Consider the following 19,141-nt stretch of genomic DNA (forward strand, 5'->3'; position numbering starts at 1 on the left):
GGCGGACGGGAGGCACGCGACGGGTCCGCCCCGCGCCTCCAGTCCGCTGCTCGACGGCCACACGACGATGGCGGTGCCTCGCCGGAGCGAGACACCGCCGCAGGAGCGCCTCAGCGCACCAGCGCGCAGCGCGCAGCGCGACCGCTACGCGTCGCCCGCTGTCCCGTCGAGCGCCGCCGCACTCCCGCCGATCGTGCCGATGACCGCGTCGAGCGGCGCACCCGACCCGTCGCGCTTCGACAACCAGTCCGGCAGGGTGCGAGCGGCGCCGTCCGTCCCGACGGCGTGCGGGGGAGCGATGCCCGCCCACGCCACGGTGATGCCGTCCTCGCCCTTCAGGAACGCGTGCGCCCGGACGCCCTGCGTCGCGCGGCCCTTCGCCGGGAACTCCGTGAGCGCCGACACCTTCGCACGGCCGGTGTCGGTGCCGGGGAGCGCGGACGAGGAGGTCGACACGGTGGCGACCACGGCGTCGTCGGAGCGAGCCACGGACCCGAACCAGACCACGGATGCGTCCGAGGCCAGTGCCACGCCGGCGACACCACCCGCGGGGAGCCCCTGCGGCCGGACGGCCGAGGCGGGGAACCGCAGGAGCTGCGCGTTCGAGGTGATGAACACCAGGTCGTCGGACTCCGGCGCCTGTGTGCCGCCGACGACCGAGTCACCGGGCTTCAGCCCGATCGCGACGACTTCGTCCTTGTCCTGCCAGGCACCAGCCGTGACGCGCTTCACGATGCCCTGCGCGGTGCCGATCGCGAGCGAGTCGGGGGCTCCGGGCGACAGGTCGACGAGGGCGACGACCGTCTCCGTACGGGGCGTGCCGAGGTACTCCGTCACCCGGACCCCGGCGTCGAGCCGGACCGAGGCGGGTGGCACGGCGGGGACGTCGACCGGCGAGAACCGGAGCACCCGCCCGGTCGAGGTGAGCGCGCCGACCTGCCCGCGCACCGTCGAGACCACGGAGGACCGGACCGCGTCGTGCTTCGACCGCTTCGGCACCCGGACGATCCCGAGGTCCGAGGTGGGGATGTCGACCCGCACCAGTCGGCCCGTGGTGGAGAGCAGCACGCGGCACGGGGCGTCGGCGATCTGGAGCGACTCCGGGTCGACGGCGGCCTTGCGACCGCCGCGGACCGGAGCGTCGGCCTCGGTGAGGAGCGTCCGCCGCGGCGTGGCGAACTTGTCCGACACCTCGGTGAGCTCGAGCGCCACCTGGGCACGGAGCCGCTCGTCGGAGGCCAGGAGTTCCTCGAGCGCGGCGATCTCCTTGAGGAGCTGGTCACGCTCGCCCTCGAGTTCGAGGCGGGAGAACTTCGTCAGGCGACGGAGTCGGAGCTCGAGGATGTACTCGGCCTGCACCTCGGACAGGTCGAAGACGTCCTGCAGCTTTGAGCGTGCGGCCTCGGAGTCGTCCGACGAGCGGATGACCTCGATGACCTCGTCGATGTCGAGGATCGCGACGAGCAGCCCCTCGACGAGGTGCAGTCGCTCCTTCCGGCGTGCCAGCCGGTACTGCGATCGCCGCGTGACGACGGACAGCCGGTGCTGGACGTAGACGTCGAGCAGTTCGCGGAGGCCGAGCGTGCGCGGCGACCCGCCGACGAGCGCGACGTTGTTGATGCCGAAGCCGTCCTCGAGCGGGGTGTGCTTGTAGAGCTGCTCGAGCACCGCGGTCGGGTTGAAGCCGGACTTGATGCCGATCACGAGCCGGAGCCCGTGGTTGCGGTCGGTCAGGTCGTTGACGTCGGAGATGCCGACGAGCTTCTTCGCCTGGACGCCGTCCTTGATCTTCTCGATGACGCGCTCGGGGCCGACCAGGTACGGCAGCTCGGTGACGACGAGGCCGGCCTTCCGGGGCGTGAGGTTCTCGACGGACACCTTCGCCCGCGTGCGGAACGAGCCACGGCCACTGGCGTAGGCGTCGCGCACCCCGGACAGGCCGACGATGGTGCCACCGGAGGGCAGGTCGGGCCCCGGCACGAACTCCATGAGCTCCTCGAGGGAGGCGCCAGGGTTCATGAGCAGGTGCTTCGCGGCCTCGACGACCTCGCCGAGGTTGTGCGGCGCCATGTTCGTGGCCATGCCGACCGCGATGCCCGACGCGCCGTTGACGAGCAGGTTCGGGAACGCCGCCGGCAGCACCCCGGGCTGCATGATCTGGTTGTCGTAGTTCGGGACGAAGTCGACCACGTCCTCGCCGAGGCCCTCCGTCATCGCCATCGACGGTTCGGCCAGTCGTGCTTCGGTGTACCGCGCCGCGGCGGGACCGTCGTCGAGCGACCCGAAGTTGCCGTGCCCGTCGACGAGCGGCACGCGCATGGTGAACGGCTGCGCCATCCGCACCAGCGCGTCGTAGATCGCGCCGTCGCCGTGCGGGTGCAGCTTGCCCATCACCTCGCCGGTGACGCGGGCGCTCTTGACGTGCCCGCGGTCGGGCCGCAGGCCCATCTCGGACATCTGGTAGAGGATGCGCCGTTGCACCGGCTTGAGGCCGTCGCGTGCGTCGGGGAGCGCCCGTGAGTAGATGACGGAGTACGCGTACTCGAGGAAGGAGCCCTGCATCTCCTCGGAGACGTCGACGTCCTCGATGCGTTCACCGTCGGGCAGGCCGACTGCTTCCGTGCGTGCCATGGCACCTTTCTGGGACACTGGGGGAGATGGGAACAAGCGTACCGACGGCCCCCGACGCCACCGCGAACCTCGCCGACGTCTTCCCGAGTTGCCTCGTGGCACTCGGGGTTGCGGACGACGCGTGGTTGCGCACCACCGGACTGGAGGCACGGATCACCCTCCGTCCCGCCCGTTCCGCGATCGTCGTGCTGGTCGACGGCCTGGGGGCCGGCGCACTGGCCGCCCGGGCGGGCCACGCACGCTGGCTCGCCGGTGCCAAGGGCACCGGCACCGCGAAGCGGCTGCGGAGCGGCTTCCCGACGACCACCGCCGCGGCGCTGAGCACCCTCACGACCGGCCGGTCGCCCGGCACGCACGGCGTGGTGGGGTACAGCGGCTGGAACCCGGACACCGGCGCGGTGATGAACCTGCTGAGCGGCTGGGACGACGAGGTGCCCGCCGGCTGGTTGCGCACGCCGACGCTCTTCACCGAGGCGCAGGGGCTCGACGTGGACCCGGTGGTGGTCGGCCCTGGCCGCTACCGTTCCTCGGGCATGACGGCCAACGTGCTCGGCGGGGCGCGGTACGTCTCCGCGGACACGATCGCGCAGCGCGTCGACGCGGCCCTGGCCGAGACGGCGTCCGGTCGGTCCCTCGTGTACCTCTACGTGCCGGAGCTCGACTCCATCGGGCACAAGCACGGCTGGCAGTCGGACCGCTGGACGGCGTCCCTCGAGCTGCTCGACGCGGAACTCGCCCGGCTCGACGCCCGCGTGGGTGCCGACGTGGGGATCGTCGTGACGGCGGACCACGGGGTGCTCGACGTGCCCGACCACGCGAACATCGCCATCGACCCGCTCCTGCTGACGGACGTCGTCGGGGTGGCCGGCGATCCGCGCTGCCGGCAGCTGACCGTCGCGCCCGGGACGGACGTCCGCGGACTCGTCGGGTCCTTCCGGGCGCGCTACGGCAAGAAGGCGTACGTCGCGAGCCGTGACGAGGCGATCGCCGCCGGCTGGTTCGGTGCGGTGTCGGACGAGGTCGTCGACCGGATCGGCGACGTCATCGTCGTGGCGCGCGGGTCGTGGGCCTTCAACGACGACCGGCAGCTGCGCGACGGTGAGGAGCCGAAGCGGATGATCGGCCAGCACGGTGCGATGACCGACGACGAGGTCATCGTCCCGCTCCGACTGGCCGGCGCGTTCGCGCAGTAGCGCCGCCGGCCCGGTCGGGGCGACGGCGACCCGGTGATCAGGCGGGGTCGTCGTCCGGACGCGTGCCGAAGACGATCTCGTCCCAGCTCGGCATCGAGCGGCGGTTCCGCTTCTTGCGCTCCTGACGACCACCCTCGGCCTCGGGGGCGGAAGCCGGACGGGCGTCCTGCTGGGCGTTCGTCGGCTCGTCCTCGAAGCCCTGCAGGGGGATGTCCACGACACTGATCGAGGTACCGCGGGGCTCGTCCTGCTGCTCGCCGAACGCGGCGGACTCGCGCTCACCACGGCGACGGCGGAGGGCCTCGAGCAGGTCGGCGGTCTCGTTGCCCGGTGCGCGTTCCTCGACCGCCGCGACGCCGATGCGGGGGAGCGGCGCGCGGAGCGGGCGGTCCTGCACGTCGGGGTTCGTGACGTCCTCGTCCGGCTCGTCGACGCGGAACGCGCCCGAGTCGAACCGGGTGCCGTCGGTGTCGTGGTGATCGGTCTCGACGGCACGGAGGCGGGGCGCGATTCCCTCGTCGTCCGAGTGCGAGAGCCGGTGCGCGTCGCCGTTGTCGGGCGTCAGCGTCGACGTCTTCGGGTCGAAGAGCCACTGTGCGTCGTGCTCGACCTCGCCGGCCGTGTAGTGCACGCGCACCTGCCAGCCGCTGTCGACGTTCTTCCACGAGGCCCAGGAGACCGCGGTGGCCTCGCCGGCCTCGAGCTTCGTCGTGATGGCCTCGCCGAACGTGTCGGGGGCCTCGTCGTCGACCGGGGTCACCGGGACGCGGTGCGCGGCGTCGAGGATGAACGCACGCTCGGCGAGCACCGGACCCTCGAAGCGCCGGACGTACTCGACGTCGACGTCGAGCGCCAGTGCGACCTCGGCGGCGTCGGAACCGCTGCGGATGCGGGCCTGCACGTCCTTCGGGGACACGCGCTTCTGCGGTCCCGCATCGGGGTTCGCCTGCCGGACCTGACCCGGGAGCGACGAGGTCACGGGCAACCGGAACTCGGTCCCGCCGTCGGTCGCGAGGAGGATCGCCCCGGACTCCACACCGATGACTCTCACGTCTTGCATGGTTCCGCCTTCCGAGCGTCGCGTACGGTCGTGCGTCGTACCCCAGGAGTATGCAGCCGCCGTGGGCCGATCCCGCGGAGGCGCACGGGCGTGCCGCGGACTCTCGTCACCACGTTTCCGGACGCCGGGAATAGCCACGACGGGTGTCGGGTTGCAGCGCCAGAACGACCCGCCGGAGATCTCGGTTTGCGCTCTGGCGAGCCGTGGTGCAAACTGTCGCCGCCGATCACCGGCGACGACCTCTCGATACGAGAAATGGATGGGCATGGCCACCGATTACGACGCCCCCCGGAAGACCGACGACAACTCTGACTCGGAGTCGATCGAGGCCCTCAAGGAGCGCGTTCCCGACAAGATGTCGGGGGTCGTCGATGATGATTCCGACAACCCCGGCAGCTTCGAGCTCGCCGGGCAGGACCTCAGCGACGTCGACCTCGATGTCGTCGTGCTCCCGCCCCAGGTCGACGAGTTCACCTGCGTCGAGTGCTTCCTGGTGAAGCACCGCTCGCAGCTCGACCACGAGTCGAAGCTCGGTCCGGTCTGCGCGGAGTGCGCAGCGCTCTAGGGAACGCACACGAACGAACGGCCCACGGCTCTCCGGAGCGGTGGGCCGTTCCGCGCGTGGTGGGCCGAATCGCGCGTGGGGGGCTGAATCGCTCGTGGTGAGCCGTTCCGCGCGAGGGAGGCTGAATCGCGCGTAGGGGGCCGTTCCGCGCGAGGGAGGCCGAATCGCGCATAGGGAGCAGGAACTTCTGACTTCCTACGCGCGGATCGACCTCCTACGAGCGATTCGGCCCCCTCGCACCGTGCGTGATGCTCGTCAGCGACGGAGCAGGCCGTCCCAGTCCACGGCGTCGCGCACGAGCGGGACCAGGCGGCGACTGAACGCCTCCGTGAGGTGCACCTCGTCGACACGTACGAGGGTCCCGTCGATGACAGGCGGGCACGAGTGCGACGTGGGCGTGCAGAGCCAGGAACCTGCGTCGAGCCAGACCGCTCGGGAGGGACTCGATGCGACCGCCGCTGCCTCGGCTGTCCGTTTCGCGGCCGCGTCGGGCGTGACGGACGCCGCGCATGCTGCGAAGCCGTGCAGCCGGTCCGGGCATGACCGGACGTCCGGGCCGTACTGGGGCGCGCTGAGGACGACCACCTTCCGCCCGTCGACGGCGAGGGCAGCGATCGTCTCGGCCATCGACCGCCGCCAGAGTTCCTCAGCTCCGTCCGGCGCGATGTCGAGGAGGTGTTCCCGGAAGTCACCGGCGACCGCACTGATGACGACGATCGACGGGTCCTTCTCCTCGACGGCACGGAGCATCGCGCGCTTCGAGGCCCGGCAGGCGCGATCCCACCGGTGTGCGACCTTTGCGGTCGGCAGCACCGCGCTGCAGCTGGAGACGCCGACGACGGCGTGCGTGGCACCGTCCGGCAGGGCGCCGATGACGGCGGGTGACCACGCCACGGTGGTGGAGTCGCCCAGGACGAGCACGTCCACCGTTCCCGGGTCGCCACAGGTCCGGAGCGGTGCACCCGGCGTGACCAGGCACCCACCGTCCTGCATGGACCGGGGCAGGGACGTCTGCTGGGCGGCGTCGGCCAACCGGGCGTCGGACGACCACGCGTCGGCCCGGTCGTCGGACGACCGGGCGTCGGGGGCCCGGTCGTCGGACGACCGAGCGTCGGCTGCGCGTGACACGGCGTCGGCGAGGGCGTCGGCGTCCCGGAAGGGCGCGGTCGGTCCCGGCGGCGCGACCGGACGGTCGAGTGCCGCCGCCACGGACGCCGGGTCCACGGCGACGACCGTCGAGACCGACATGACGAGCACCGTGACGGGGGCGGCGACCGCCACCAGACGTGCACGGCTCGACCCGGGCCCGCGCCGCCGCCGACCACGACGGGCGGAGCGGCCGGCCGTGCGGAGCGGCTCCTCGACGAACCGGGTGGACAGCGCCGCCAGCACGAGCGCGACGACGACGGCGCACCCGGCGCCGAGGGGTCCTGGAGCCACGACCGCGGCGACGACCAGTGCCGGCCAGTGCCACAGGTAGGCCGAGTACGAGACACGGCCGAGAGCGATCAGCGGCCTGGCGAGTCGGACCGCGACGGCCGAGCGGAGGTCACCGCTCGCGACGAGGAGCGCCGTGCCGACCACGACCGGGACCGTCGCCGCCCACCGCGGGTCCGCGACGAGCACGCCGGCACCGACCGCGGCCACGGCGATGGTGCGGGTCGCGATCGCGGCCCGTGACCCGAGCGGGAGTCGCGGGGCCAGGGCCACCACGGCCCCGATGAGGAGCTCCCACGAGCGGAGGATGGTGTTGAAGTAGTCGGCACCCGCGAGCGGACCGTGCACCACCGCGGCCACGGCTCCGGTCGCCACCAGGGCGCTGACCACGAGCAGGATGCCGATGCGGTGTCGGACGACGGCGAGCAGGACCCAGAGGACGACGGGCCACAACGCGTAGAACTGCTCCTCGACCGCCAGGGACCAGAAGTGCCGGAACGGCGACGGAGCGGTCTCGCCGAAGTAGTCGGTACCGGCGCGCGCGAGGTGCCAGTTGGTGGTGCCGAGCACGGCGGCGACCGCGTCCCCGAGCACCGAGAGCGTCCGCGGCCGGTACCAGAGCGCAGCGGAGACCGCCGCGGTCACGAGCACCACGAGCAACGCCGCCGGCAGGAGCCGTCGCACCCGACGGGCCGCGAAGGCGACGAGGTCGATCCGGCCGGCACGGCGGTGCTCCGCGAGGAGGCTGCGGGTGATCACGAAGCCGGAGAGGACGAAGAAGACGTCGACTCCGAGGTACCCGCCTGACGGCAGGCCGAACGCGTGGTCGGCGATCACCAGGGCGACCGCCACCCCGCGGAGGACCTCGACATCGAGGCGGACGGTCGACGGCGCGGTGCTGGCTCTCACGGCGCCATCATGTCATGTATCAGATACCCGTACCGGGCTTCCGGAGCGCGGCCACGACGGCCGACGGGTTCCGCACACTCACGAGCCAGTACGGCGTCGGGTCGGCGGGGTCGAGCACCTCGACACGGACCACGCCGCGCACGTACCCACGGAAGAGCGTCCACGCGCGGGCGTCGAGCTTCGGCCCGCGCTGTGTCGTGGCCTCGGCGCCCTCGAACCCCTGGACGTCGCCGACGAGCGTGCGGGGGAGGTGTGCACGGCCAGCGCGGAACTCGGTGTCCGTGACCTCGATCGTCGGAGCGAGGGCCCAGAGCAGCACGAGCACCCCGAGGTACATCCCGATGGCGACGAGCACCCCCGTGAGCACGCTGATCGGCAGGAACACGAGGAGGCTGGCGGGGATGACGAGGGCGGTCGCCAGGTAGAGGACGGGCGGGGCCCACAGTCGTTCGCGGTACACGGTCACGGGTCCATTCGACCACGAGTCGGACCAGGTCACGGAACGGTCACGGTCTGCACTACCCTCGACACGTGACCGAACCAGTCGACGTGCTCTGGACCGGGGAGAACGCTCCCGGCTACGCCCATCCCGGTGACGCCGGTGCCGATCTCGTCTCCACCGAGGCGTTCGTGCTCCGCCCGGGCGAGCGGCGCCTGGTCGGCACGGGGCTCCGGATCGCCCTCCCCGAGGGGTTCGCCGCGTTCGTCGTGCCGCGCAGCGGTCTCGCCGCGAAGCACGGGATCACGATCGTGAACTCGCCCGGCACCGTCGACTCGGGGTACCGGGGCGAGATCAAGGTCTCCCTGCTCAACACCGACGAGGCCGAGCCCTACGAGGTCCACGTCGGCGATCGCATCGCCCAGCTGATCGTCATGCCGGTCCCGCGCGTGTCGTTCACCCGCGTCGACGAGCTGCCCGACAGCGTCCGCGGCCAGGGCGGCTTCGGCTCGTCGGGCTACGGTGACCGGAGCGGCGTCCCCAGCGACACCGCCGACAACGTTCAGGAAGGAACGCGCGCATGAAGTTCGGTCGACGCAAGCGTGACGAGGTCGAGGTGGCGGAAGCCGTCGTCGACGGTGTCGAGGTCGCCGAGACGACCCCCGAGGTCGACATCGCGACCGATGCGGATGCGGACCTCGACGAGGTGGACGCCGTCGCACCGACGGACAAGTCCGCCCCCGAGGACCGGTCCGACAACGGCCCGCACGACGAGACCGAGGCGAACCTGGTCCGCCCGTACGTCGACCTCGGCGGCGTGAAGGTCCTCCCGCGTGAAGGCCTGCACCTGCGACTCGAGGTCGAGGAGGGCTCGCAGCGCGTCGTCGCCGTCGGTCTCGACTACGACGAGTCCACGCTGCAGGTCCAGCCGTTCGCCGCGCCCCGTTCCACCGGGCTCTGGCACGAGATCCGCGCACAGATCGCCGAGCAGATCGAGCGCCAGGGCGGTGTCGTGACCGAGGTCGACGGCCCGTTCGGCCCGGAGCTCCGCGCGCAGGTGCCGGTCGTCTCCGACGGCTCCGGCGTCACCGACGGCGCACGTCCGGCCCGCTTCATCGGCGTCGACGGCCCGCGCTGGTTCCTGCGCGGCGTGATCGCCGGCAAGGCCGCCGAGCAGCCCGACGACGCCGCCGACATCGAGGACCTGTTCCGCAGTGTCGTCGTGGTCCGCGGGACCACCCCGATGCCGCCGCGCGACCTCATCCGGCTCCACATGCCGAAGTCGACGCAGACCGCGATCTGACCGGCACTACGATCTGACCGACCAGAACAGGCCTGGAGGCACGGTGCCGGAACACGACGACACCACCCGTCCCGACGGGGCTGGTTCCCGACCCGACCCGGCCGGCCCGGCAGGCAACGCCCCGGCAGGCAGCGTCCAACCGGGCGCGGCCGGCGACGACGAGGCGCTGCCGTCGTTCAACGAGCAGTTCCGTGCGGCCGTGCAGAACACCGGCTTCGGCAAGGTCGCCCCGGGCGAGGCGCCCTCCGGGCAGGCCCTCGTCGCGGCGATCGGTGGCGTGCGCGGCCTCGCCGAGTCGGTGCTCCCGGGTCTGGCGTTCCTCGTCGTCTACGCGATCACGAAGGAACTCGTCCCGAGCGTCGTCATCCCGGTGGTGATCGGCGCCGTGTTCGTGGTGCTCCGCCTGCTGCAGCGGCAGTCGCTCGTGATGTCCCTCGCCGGGATCCTCGGCGTGGCGATCTCGGCGGGCCTCGCGCTCATCACGGGCCGCGCGGAGAGCAACTTCATCCCCGGGATCGTCATCAACATCGTCTGGCTCATCGGGCTCCTCGTGACCCTGGCGATCCGGCAGCCCCTCATCGGACTGATCGTCGGTTTCCTGCTGCCGCCGAACGAGGACGGCAGTCACCAGGACTGGCGTGCGGACCCGGCGAAGCGGCGTGTGCTCACCGTCGCGACCTGGCTGTGGGTCGGGCTCTTCGCGCTCCGCCTCGTGATCGAGATCCCGCTGTACCTGACCGCGCAGGTGGAACTGCTCGCCGGCATCAAGCTCATCACCGGCGTCCCGCTCTACGCGGCGCTGCTCTGGGTGACGTGGTTGTTGGTCCGCACCGTGTTCCGGCGCGAGGGCGACGCCGCCGCGGTGTAGAGTTGTCTCGACATCGAGACAGTTTCTCGCGGGCGCTCCGCCGTCCACGGGATTAGGTTTGCCTTGCTGGTGGGACGTTCCGCGCCCCGGCAGGATGTGGGCATTCCGATCAGTAGGGAGGCGGCACAGTGGCTGCAGTCAACAGCTTCGGCTCGAAGGACACACTCTCGGTTGGGGGTGTCGACTACGCGATCCACCGGATCGACGCCGTGCCAGGGCACGAGAAGCTCCCGTACAGCCTGAAGGTGCTGCTCGAGAACCTCCTCCGCACCGAGGACGGCAAGAACGTCACCGCGGACCAGATCCGTGCGCTCGGCTCGTGGCGTCCCGACGCCGAGCCGGACACCGAGATCCAGTTCTCCCCGGCGCGCGTCGTCATGCAGGACTTCACCGGTGTGCCGTGCATCGTCGACCTCGCCACCATGCGCGAGGCGATGGCCGAGATCGGCGGCGACCCGAACAAGATCAACCCGCTGTCGCCGGCAGAGATGGTCATCGACCACTCCGTCATCGCCGACCTCTTCGGTCGCGAGGACGCCCTCCAGCGCAACACCGACCTCGAGTACGAGCGGAACGGCGAGCGCTACCAGTTCCTCCGCTGGGGCCAGACCGCGTTCGAGGACTTCAAGGTCGTCCCGCCGGGCACCGGCATCGTGCACCAGGTCAACATCGAGTACCTGGCGAAGGTCACCTACACGCGTGACTTCGACGGCGAGACCTACGCCTACCCGGACACCCTCGTCGGCACCGACTCACACACCACGATGGTGAACGGTCTCGGCGTCCTCGGCTGGGGCGTCGGCGGCATCGAGGCCGAGGCAGCGATGCTCGGCCAGCCGGTGTCGATGCTCATCCCGAAGGTCGTCGGCTTCAAGCTCTCCGGGTCGATCCCGGCCGGTGTGACCGCGACCGACGTGGTGCTCACCATCACGCAGGAGCTCCGCAAGCACGGTGTCGTCGGCAAGTTCGTCGAGTTCTACGGCGAGGGCGTCGGCGAGGTCCCGCTCGCGAACCGCGCGACCATCGGCAACATGTCGCCGGAGTTCGGCTCCACCGCGGCGATGTTCCCGGTCGACGACGTCACGCTCGACTACCTGCGCCTGACCGGCCGTGACGACGCCCAGATCGCCCTCGTCGAGGCCTACGCCAAGACCCAGGGTCTCTGGCACGACCCGTCCGTCGAGCCGGCCTTCTCCGAGTACATGGAGCTCGACCTCTCCACGGTCGTGCCGTCGATCTCCGGCCCGAAGCGTCCGCAGGACCGCATCGAGCTCTCGAAGGCGAAGACCCAGTTCGAGGTCGACCTCGCCAACTACACCGAGCCGGCCGGGCAGACCGACCTCGACGACGCGGTGGAGGAGACGTTCCCCGCCTCCGACCCGATCGCCGCCGGTTCGACCACGGGCGACGTCACCACGCACCACCACGACTTCGTGTCGAGCGCACCGTCGACGGCCTCGGCCCCGACGAAGGTCAACATGGACGGGGCCGACCCGTTCACGATCGACCACGGCGCCGTCGCGATCGCGGCGATCACCTCGTGCACGAACACGTCGAACCCCTCGGTCATGATGGCCGCCGGCATCCTCGCCCGGAACGCCGCGCAGAAGGGCCTCAAGGCGAAGCCGTGGGTCAAGACCACGCTCGCGCCGGGGTCGAAGGTCGTCACCGACTACTACGAGAAGGCCGGTCTCACCACCTACCTCGAGGACCTCGGCTTCTACACGGTCGGCTACGGCTGCACCACCTGCATCGGCAACTCGGGCCCGCTGCCCGAGGAGATCTCGCAGGCCGTGCAGGACAACGACCTCGCCGTGACCGCGGTGCTCTCGGGCAACCGCAACTTCGAGGGTCGCATCAACCCCGACGTGAAGATGAACTACCTGGCGTCCCCGCCGCTCGTCATCGCGTACGCCCTCGCCGGGTCGATGCACTTCGACTTCGACAAGGACTCCCTCGGCAAGGACCAGGACGGCAACGACGTCTTCCTGCAGGACATCTGGCCCGACGCGGTCGAGGTCCAGCAGGTCATCGACGCGTCGATCGACACCGAGATGTTCACCCACGAGTACGGCTCCGTGTTCGAGGGCGACGACCGCTGGAAGAACCTGCCGACCCCGACGGGCGACACCTTCGAGTGGGACCAGCAGTCCACCTACGTCCGGAAGCCCCCGTACTTCGAGGGCATGACGATGCAGCCCGACGCGGTGTCGGACATCTCCGGCGCCCGGGTGCTCGCGAAGCTCGGCGACTCGGTCACCACCGACCACATCTCGCCGGCCGGTTCGATCAAGGCGGACAGCCCGGCGGGCCAGTACCTCGCCGAGCACGGCGTCGACCGCAAGGACTTCAACTCCTACGGCTCGCGTCGCGGCAACCACGAGGTCATGATCCGCGGCACGTTCGCGAACATCCGCCTCCGGAACCAGCTCCTCGACGGCGTGGAGGGCGGGTACACCCGCGACTTCACGACGCCGGACGGTGCGCAGTCGTTCATCTACGACGCCTCGCAGCACTACCAGGAGCAGGAGATCCCGCTCGTCATCTTCGGCGGCAAGGAGTACGGCTCCGGGTCGTCCCGCGACTGGGCGGCGAAGGGAACGAACCTGCTCGGCGTGAAGGCCGTCATCACCGAGAGCTTCGAGCGGATCCACCGCTCGAACCTCATCGGCATGGGCGTCGTCCCGCTGCAGTTCCCGGTGGGCGAGTCGATCGAGACCCTCGGGCTCGACGGCACCGAGGTCGTCTCGATCTCGGGCCTGACCGAGCTCAACGAGGGCCGCACCCCGAAGACCGTGCACGTCACGGCCGAGCCGAGCGAGCACTCGCCCGCGGGCAAGCAGACGATCGAGTTCGACGCGGTCGTCCGCATCGACACCCCCGGCGAGGCGGACTACTACCGCAACGGCGGCATCCTGCAGTACGTGCTCCGTTCGCTGGTCTGACCAGCGTGAGCACGGGTCGCTGACGCGACCACACGACGGACTGGAGGCCCGTGGCGACACCGCCACGGGCCTCCAGTCCGTCCGCCGGTCACGCGGATATGGTGGGGGACCAGCCCCACGAAAGGAGCGCCCGTGAGTCTGCTCCCCAGCATCACGTCCCCGCGCGACCTGAAGCGTCTGTCGGACGCGCAGATGACCGATCTCGCCGCGGAGATCCGGCGCTTCCTCGTCGCCGAGGTGGCGAAGACCGGTGGGCACCTCGGTCCGAACCTCGGCGTGGTCGAGCTGACGCTCGCGATGCACCGGGTGTTCGACTCGCCGCACGACCCGTTCGTGTTCGACACCGGGCACCAGTCGTACGTGCACAAGCTCGTCACGGGGCGGCAGGACTTCTCGCGGCTGCGCGAGCGCGGCGGTCTCGCCGGCTACCCGCAGCGGAGCGAGTCGGAGCACGACATCGTCGAGTCCTCGCACGCGTCCTCGTCGCTCTCGTGGGCGGACGGGATCTCCCGCGCGTTCGTGCAGACGGGCCAGGCGGACCGCACGGTGGTGGCGGTCGTCGGCGACGGAGCCCTCACCGGTGGCATGACCTGGGAGGCGCTCAACAACATCTCGGACGGCAACGACCGCCGGCTCGTGATCGTCGTGAACGACAACGGGCGCTCGTACGCGCCGACGATCGGCGGCATGGCCCGCTTCCTCAGCTCGGTGCGGACGCGCCGCGAGTACCGCGCGCTGTACGAGACGTCCCGTGCGGTCGCGAACCGGTTCGGCGCTCCCGGGCGGGCGATCTACCGCGGTATGCGCGGCGGGCTGCACGGCTTCCTGTCGCGGTTCACCAACAACGAGGCGCTCTACTCGAACCTCGACATCAAGTACATCGGACCGGTCAACGGCCACGACCAGCGGGCGATGGAGGCAGCGCTCCGGCAGGCCAAGGAGTACGGCGCGCCGACGATCGTGCACGTCATCACCGAGAAGGGCCACGGCTTCGAACCGGCGCTCCGCGACCAGGCCGACCAGTTCCACGCCGTCGGGCACATCGACCCCGAGACGGGCGAGTCGCTCGACGTCTCGTCGGGCCCGTCGTGGACCTCGGTGTTCGCGACCGAGCTGGCGTCCGCCGGCGACGACGACCCGCGTCTCGTCGCGATCACGGCGGCGATGCTCCGCCCGACGGGGTTGCACCTGTTCCAGCAGCGGCACCCGGACCGCGTGTACGACGTCGGCATCGCCGAGCAGCACGCCGTGACCACCGCAGCCGGGCTGGCGTACGGCGGTCTGCACCCGGTGGTCGCCCTGTACGCGACGTTCCTCAACCGGGCGTTCGACCAGGTGCTCATGGACGTCGCCCTGCACAAGGCCGGCGTGACGTTCGTCCTCGACCGTGCGGGCATCACCGGGCCGGACGGGCCCTCGCACCACGGCATGTGGGACCTCGCGCTGCTGCAGGTCGTGCCCGGCATCCGGATCGCTGCGCCCCGCGACGCCGTGACGCTGCGCGAGGAGTTCCGCGAGGCCGTCGCCGTCGACGACGCACCCACGGTGCTGCGCTGGTCGAAGGGGCAGGTCGGACCCGACATCCCCGCGGTCCGGCGACTGCCCGACGGCGTCGACGTGCTGCACGCGCCCGAGTCGGGTGCGGAAGAGGACGTGCTGTTCGTGGCGGTCGGCTCGATGGTCCCGGTCGCGCTCGAAGCCGCATCGTTGCTCGAGGCGCAGGGGATCGGCGTCACCGTCGTGGACCCGCGGTGGGTCGTGCCGATCCCGTCTTCGCTCATCGACCTGTCCCGCGACCACCGCCTCGTCATCACGATCGAGGACGGCGTGCGGGTCGGCGGCGTCGGGACGCGGCTGCGCCAGGACCTCCGGGCCGCCGGCGTCGACACCGGCGTGAACGAGCTCGGGCTGCCGGACGCGTTCATCGACCACGCGTCGCGGTCGCAGATCCTCGCCGACGTCGGGCTCACGGCGCAGGCGATCGCCCGCGACGTCATCGACCAGGTCGTCGGGACGAAGCTGCCGCAGGCGAAGCCGGCGCGGTCGCGCTCCGGGGCCGGGGCCGCCGAGCGCTGACGCGCCGGCCGCGCCGCTCGCGCCGGCCGCGCCGGTCGCGCCGGTCGCGCCGCTCGCGCCGGTCGTCGCACCCCCTGACGAACATCGCGCCCCGGTGTGCGGGGGCGCGATGTTCGTGGCGGGGTGCGATCGGGCACGGTGCGCGCTGCGCACAACGAAAGTCACCCCGAACCGCGCGACGGCGGGGCTCGGGGTGACTTTGGTTGTGCGACGGGGCGCCGGAGCGCGCGGGCTGCCTAGCGGGAGGCGGGGCCGACGATCGCGGGATCGTGGAACGTGCCGCCGAAGACCCGCTCGGACGCACCGGAGCGGTCGAGGTAGGGGCTGATCCCACCGGCCTGGAACGGGTAGCCGGCGCCGAGGATGAGCCCGAGGTCGATCTCCTCGACGTGCTGGACGACGCCGTCGGCGAGCATGCGGTGCAGCTCGTCGGCGAGGGCGTCCTCGAAGCGTCGCTGCATCTCGGCAGCGTCGACGGGCGCGGCCTCCTGCTTCGACGGCGCGACGAGCTTCACGGCGGCGGGGTCGTACCCGGTCGCGTTGCCCTTCTTGTCGCGGGTCAGGATGTGGCCGTACTCGGCGATCTTCTTCAGCCCGTCGCCGGGGTAGAAGCGCTCCGGCCATGCGGCGTGGTGCGAGTCGAGCACGTGCGCGCCGACCGGCAGCCCGACGAGTTCGAGGAGCTCGAACGGGGACATCGGCAGGCCGAGCGGAGCGGCACCCTGGGCGACGACGTCGAACGACGTGCCGCCCTCGACGCCGCGCATCGCCTCGCCAAGCACCCGCGCGAGCACCCGGTTCACGACGAAGCCCGGCTGGTCGGCCGTGATGATGGCCGTCTTCTTGAGCGTCTTCGCCACCGCGAGCGCCGTGACGAGCGTCTCGTCCGAGGTCTGGGCCGTCCGGACGACCTCGAGCAGCGGCATCACGGCCACCGGGTTGAAGAAGTGGAAGCCGACGAGGCGGGACGGGTCGGACAGGACCGATCCCATCTCCGACACCGACAGCGACGAGGTGTTCGTCGCGAGGATGGCGTCCGGCGCGATGACCTGCTCGATCTTCCGGAGGACCTCCTGCTTGACCGACATCTCCTCGAAGACGGCCTCGATCACCCAGTCGGCGTCTGCGAAGGCGTCGTAGGACACCGACCCGCTGACGAGCGCCGTGATGCGGTTCGCGTCGTCGGGGGAGACCCGGCCCTTCTCGAGCAGCTTCGCGACCTCGCCGCGGATCCGTTCGACGCCGGCGTCCACGCGGGACTGGTCGACGTCGGTGATGACGACGGGGACGCCCAGGCGTCGGGCGAACAGCAGCGCGAACTGCGACGCCATGAGCCCGGCACCGAGGACACCGACCTTCGTGATCTTCTTCGGCTCGACGCCCTCGGGGGCACCGACGGGACGCTTGGCACGCTTCTGCACGAGGTCGAACGCGTACATCGACGCGGCGAACTGGTCACCCGAGATGAGGTCGGCGAGGGCGTCGTCCTCATCGGCGAACCGCTCGTCCAACGATCCACCGCGAGCGGCGGCGACGAGGTCGAGCGCGCGGAACGGCGACTTCGGAACGGTGCCGATCTTCGCGGCGACCTGCCCGCGGGCGACCTTGACGACGGTGCCCCACGCCGCCTTCTCGATGATGCCGGGCTCGTTCTTCCGGACGACCTTGGTGCGGCCGCTGACCACGCCGTCGACCCACGCCACGGCGGAGGGCAGGAACGTGACCGACGGGATGAGCGCGTCGCCGATGCCGAGCTCGACCGCCGCCGGGCCGTCGAGCAGACGGTTGTTCTTGAGCGGGTTCTCGACGATGACGCGGAGCGCCTTCTCGGGGCCGATCAGGCGGGGGAGCAGCGTCGCGCCGCCCCAGCCGGGGATGATGCCGAGGAAGACCTCGGGCAGGCCGATGCCCTGCGCCGCCGACGAGAACACGCGGTAGGTGCAGTGCAGGCCGATCTCCAGCCCGCCGCCGAGCGCGATGCCGTTGATGAACGCGAACGAGGGAACGCCGAGGTCCGAGAGCTTCCGGAGCGTGGCGTGGCCGAGTGCGGCCAGGTCGTGTGCGACGTCCCGGGAGGGGACCGAGGCCGCCTGCGACAGGTCGGCACCGGCGGCGAAGCAGTACTCCTTGCCGGTGATGGCCACGGCCTGGACCGTGCCGGCCGACGCCTCGGTGCGGAGCGTGTCGAGCACCCCGGAGAGCTCGTGCAGGGTGCGCGGTCCGAGGGTGCTCGGCCGCTTGTAGTCCTTGCCGTTGTCGAGCGTGATGAGCGCGAGCGTGCCACCCGAGGGGAGCGCGACGTGCTTGACGTACGAGTGCGTGACGACCTCGTCCTCGCTGAGTTCGAGGAGCTTGTCGTTGTCGACGATGGTCATGCTCATGCCGCCTTTCGCGCCGCGGACCGGCTGAACGAGGGGTTCTCCCAGATCACGGTGCCGCCCTGACCGAGGCCGATGCACATCGTGGTGATGCCGTACTTGACGTCGGGACGCTCGGCGAACTGCGCGGCGAGCTGCGTCATCAGGCGGACGCCGCTCGAGGCGAGCGGGTGCCCGACGGCGATGGCGCCGCCCCAGCCGTTGACGTCGGGGGAGTCCTGGGCGATGCCGTAGTTGTCGAGGAAGGCGAGCACCTGGACGGCGAACGCCTCGTTGATCTCGAACAGACCGATGTCGTCGATCGTCAGCCCGGCCTTGGCCAGTGCCTTGTCGGTCGCGGGGACGGGACCGATGCCCATCACCTCGGGGTCGACGCCCGCGAACGCGAACGAGACCATCCGCATCTTGGTCGGCAGTCCGTGCTGCTTCGCGGCGTCGGAGGACGCCAGGAGGCTCATCGTCGCGCCGTCGTTCAGGCCGGCCGCGTTGCCGGCGGTGATCCGTCCGTGGGACCGGAACGGCGTCTTCAGGGCGGCCAGCGCCTCCAGGGTGGTCTCGGGCCGGGGCGGCTCGTCGCTGGACACGATGTCCCAGCCGTCACCCTTGTTGACCTCGACCGGCACCAGGTCCGGCTGCAGCTTGCCCGCGGCCCACGCGGCGGCGTAGCGCTGCTGCGACTGGACGGCGTAGGCGTCCGTGCGGTCCTTCGTGATCGCGGGGAAGCGGTCGTGCAGCCGCTCCGCGGTCTTGCCCATCACGAGCGCGTCGCCGTTCACCAGGCGCTCCGCGACGAAGCGCGGGTTCGGGTCGGCGTTGAAGCCCATCGGGTGCCGGCCCATGTGCTCGACACCACCGGCGATCGCGACGTCGGCGGCGCCGAAGGCGATGGCGCCGGCGAGCGTCGTGACGCTCGTCATGGCACCGGCGCACATCCGGTCGATCGCGTAGCCCGGGACGGTCTTCGGGAGCCCTGCGAGCATCCCCACGGTCCGGCCGAGCGTCAGCCCCTGGTCGCCCTGCTGCGTGGTGGCCGCGACGGCGACGTCGTCGACGGCCGCGCCGTCCAGCGAGGCGTTCCGGTCGAGGAGCCCGCGCATGGCGTGCACCGCGAGGTCGTCGGCACGGGTCTTCCAGAACACCCCCTTCTCCCCGGCTCGTCCGAACGGTGTCCGAACGCCGTCCACGAAGACGACTTCTGCTGCCTTTGGCAATCTGGGCCTCCAGATCCTCATCGATCACGCCGGGGCACGTTCCGCCCCGACCGGCCGGGTCACACCCGGCATGCAGGGTCGACGCTATGCCCAGAGGCTGGGCGGACGCATGCCCGTTGGGGCGTT

Annotated in this window: 13 protein-coding genes; 7 read left to right on the plus strand and 6 right to left on the minus strand. The window is 71.1% G+C overall.

The annotated features are described in order from the left end of the window. Window positions 1-144 precede the first annotated feature (144 nt). Complete coding sequence (locus DEJ28_RS08395; RefSeq protein WP_111115565.1) at window positions 145-2,631, minus strand: DNA gyrase/topoisomerase IV subunit A; 2,487 nt, start codon at window positions 2,629-2,631, stop codon at window positions 145-147. Between the two features lie 26 nt (window positions 2,632-2,657). On the opposite strand from DEJ28_RS08395, the gene DEJ28_RS08400 reads away from it, so the two are divergent. Continuing rightward, on the plus strand, window positions 2,658-3,824 hold the full coding sequence (locus tag DEJ28_RS08400; protein ID WP_111115564.1) for an alkaline phosphatase family protein: 1,167 nt from the start codon (window positions 2,658-2,660) through the stop codon (window positions 3,822-3,824). A gap of 37 nt (window positions 3,825-3,861) precedes the next feature. Here the strand turns inward: DEJ28_RS08400 and sepH are convergent, their stop codons facing one another. After that, window positions 3,862-4,884, minus strand: coding sequence for a septation protein SepH (gene sepH / locus DEJ28_RS08405; protein ID WP_181433708.1), 1,023 nt, complete (start codon window positions 4,882-4,884; stop codon window positions 3,862-3,864). A gap of 265 nt (window positions 4,885-5,149) precedes the next feature. Between sepH and DEJ28_RS08410 the strand changes: the two genes are divergently transcribed. Beyond that, window positions 5,150-5,449 carry a DUF4193 domain-containing protein gene (locus DEJ28_RS08410; protein WP_031263038.1) on the plus strand — a complete coding sequence of 100 codons (300 nt, stop codon included), beginning with the start codon at window positions 5,150-5,152 and terminating at the stop codon, window positions 5,447-5,449. 255 nt (window positions 5,450-5,704) lie between these two features. Here the strand turns inward: DEJ28_RS08410 and DEJ28_RS08415 are convergent, their stop codons facing one another. Together DEJ28_RS08415 and DEJ28_RS08420 are read right to left on the minus strand one after the other, a co-directional pair. Continuing rightward, the gene (locus DEJ28_RS08415; RefSeq protein WP_111115562.1) at window positions 5,705-7,795 is read right to left on the minus strand and encodes an acyltransferase family protein; all 2,091 of its coding nucleotides are present in this window, start codon (window positions 7,793-7,795) and stop codon (window positions 5,705-5,707) included. A 19-nt stretch (window positions 7,796-7,814) separates the two neighbouring features. Next, the gene (locus tag DEJ28_RS08420) at window positions 7,815-8,261 is read right to left on the minus strand and encodes a DUF3093 domain-containing protein (RefSeq protein WP_111115561.1); all 447 of its coding nucleotides are present in this window, start codon (window positions 8,259-8,261) and stop codon (window positions 7,815-7,817) included. Between the two features lie 65 nt (window positions 8,262-8,326). Here DEJ28_RS08420 and dut point away from each other — a divergent pair, with 65 nt between their 5' ends. The 5 genes from dut to dxs all read left to right on the plus strand — a co-directional run bounded on the left by dut (window position 8,327) and on the right by dxs (window position 15,426). Continuing rightward, entirely contained in the window at window positions 8,327-8,818 is a 492-nt protein-coding gene (dut, locus tag DEJ28_RS08425; RefSeq protein ID WP_111115560.1) for a dUTP diphosphatase, read from the plus strand. After that, on the plus strand, window positions 8,815-9,537 hold the full coding sequence (locus DEJ28_RS08430) for a DUF3710 domain-containing protein (protein ID WP_258368051.1): 723 nt from the start codon (window positions 8,815-8,817) through the stop codon (window positions 9,535-9,537). Before dut ends, DEJ28_RS08430 begins: the two co-directional genes overlap by 4 nt. Before the next feature lie 43 nt (window positions 9,538-9,580). Beyond that, window positions 9,581-10,405, plus strand: coding sequence for a DUF3159 domain-containing protein (locus tag DEJ28_RS08435; RefSeq protein ID WP_111115559.1), 825 nt, complete (start codon window positions 9,581-9,583; stop codon window positions 10,403-10,405). A 128-nt stretch (window positions 10,406-10,533) separates the two neighbouring features. Next, on the plus strand, window positions 10,534-13,350 hold the full coding sequence (gene acnA / locus DEJ28_RS08440) for an aconitate hydratase AcnA (RefSeq protein ID WP_111115558.1): 2,817 nt from the start codon (window positions 10,534-10,536) through the stop codon (window positions 13,348-13,350). A 132-nt stretch (window positions 13,351-13,482) separates the two neighbouring features. Further along, on the plus strand, window positions 13,483-15,426 hold the full coding sequence (gene dxs, locus DEJ28_RS08445) for a 1-deoxy-D-xylulose-5-phosphate synthase (protein WP_111115557.1): 1,944 nt from the start codon (window positions 13,483-13,485) through the stop codon (window positions 15,424-15,426). 236 nt (window positions 15,427-15,662) lie between these two features. On the opposite strand, the gene DEJ28_RS08450 is transcribed toward dxs, so the two are convergent. Then, a complete protein-coding gene (locus tag DEJ28_RS08450) occupies window positions 15,663-17,807 on the minus strand; it encodes a 3-hydroxyacyl-CoA dehydrogenase NAD-binding domain-containing protein (protein ID WP_111115556.1) in 2,145 nt (714 codons plus the stop codon). Continuing rightward, entirely contained in the window at window positions 17,804-19,036 is a 1,233-nt protein-coding gene (locus DEJ28_RS08455) for a thiolase family protein (protein WP_181433707.1), read from the minus strand. The genes DEJ28_RS08450 and DEJ28_RS08455 overlap by 4 nt, the downstream gene beginning before the upstream one ends. Window positions 19,037-19,141 lie beyond the last annotated feature (105 nt).

This window comes from Curtobacterium sp. MCPF17_002 (assembly GCF_003234115.2).
Lineage (GTDB): Bacteria > Actinomycetota > Actinomycetes > Actinomycetales > Microbacteriaceae > Curtobacterium.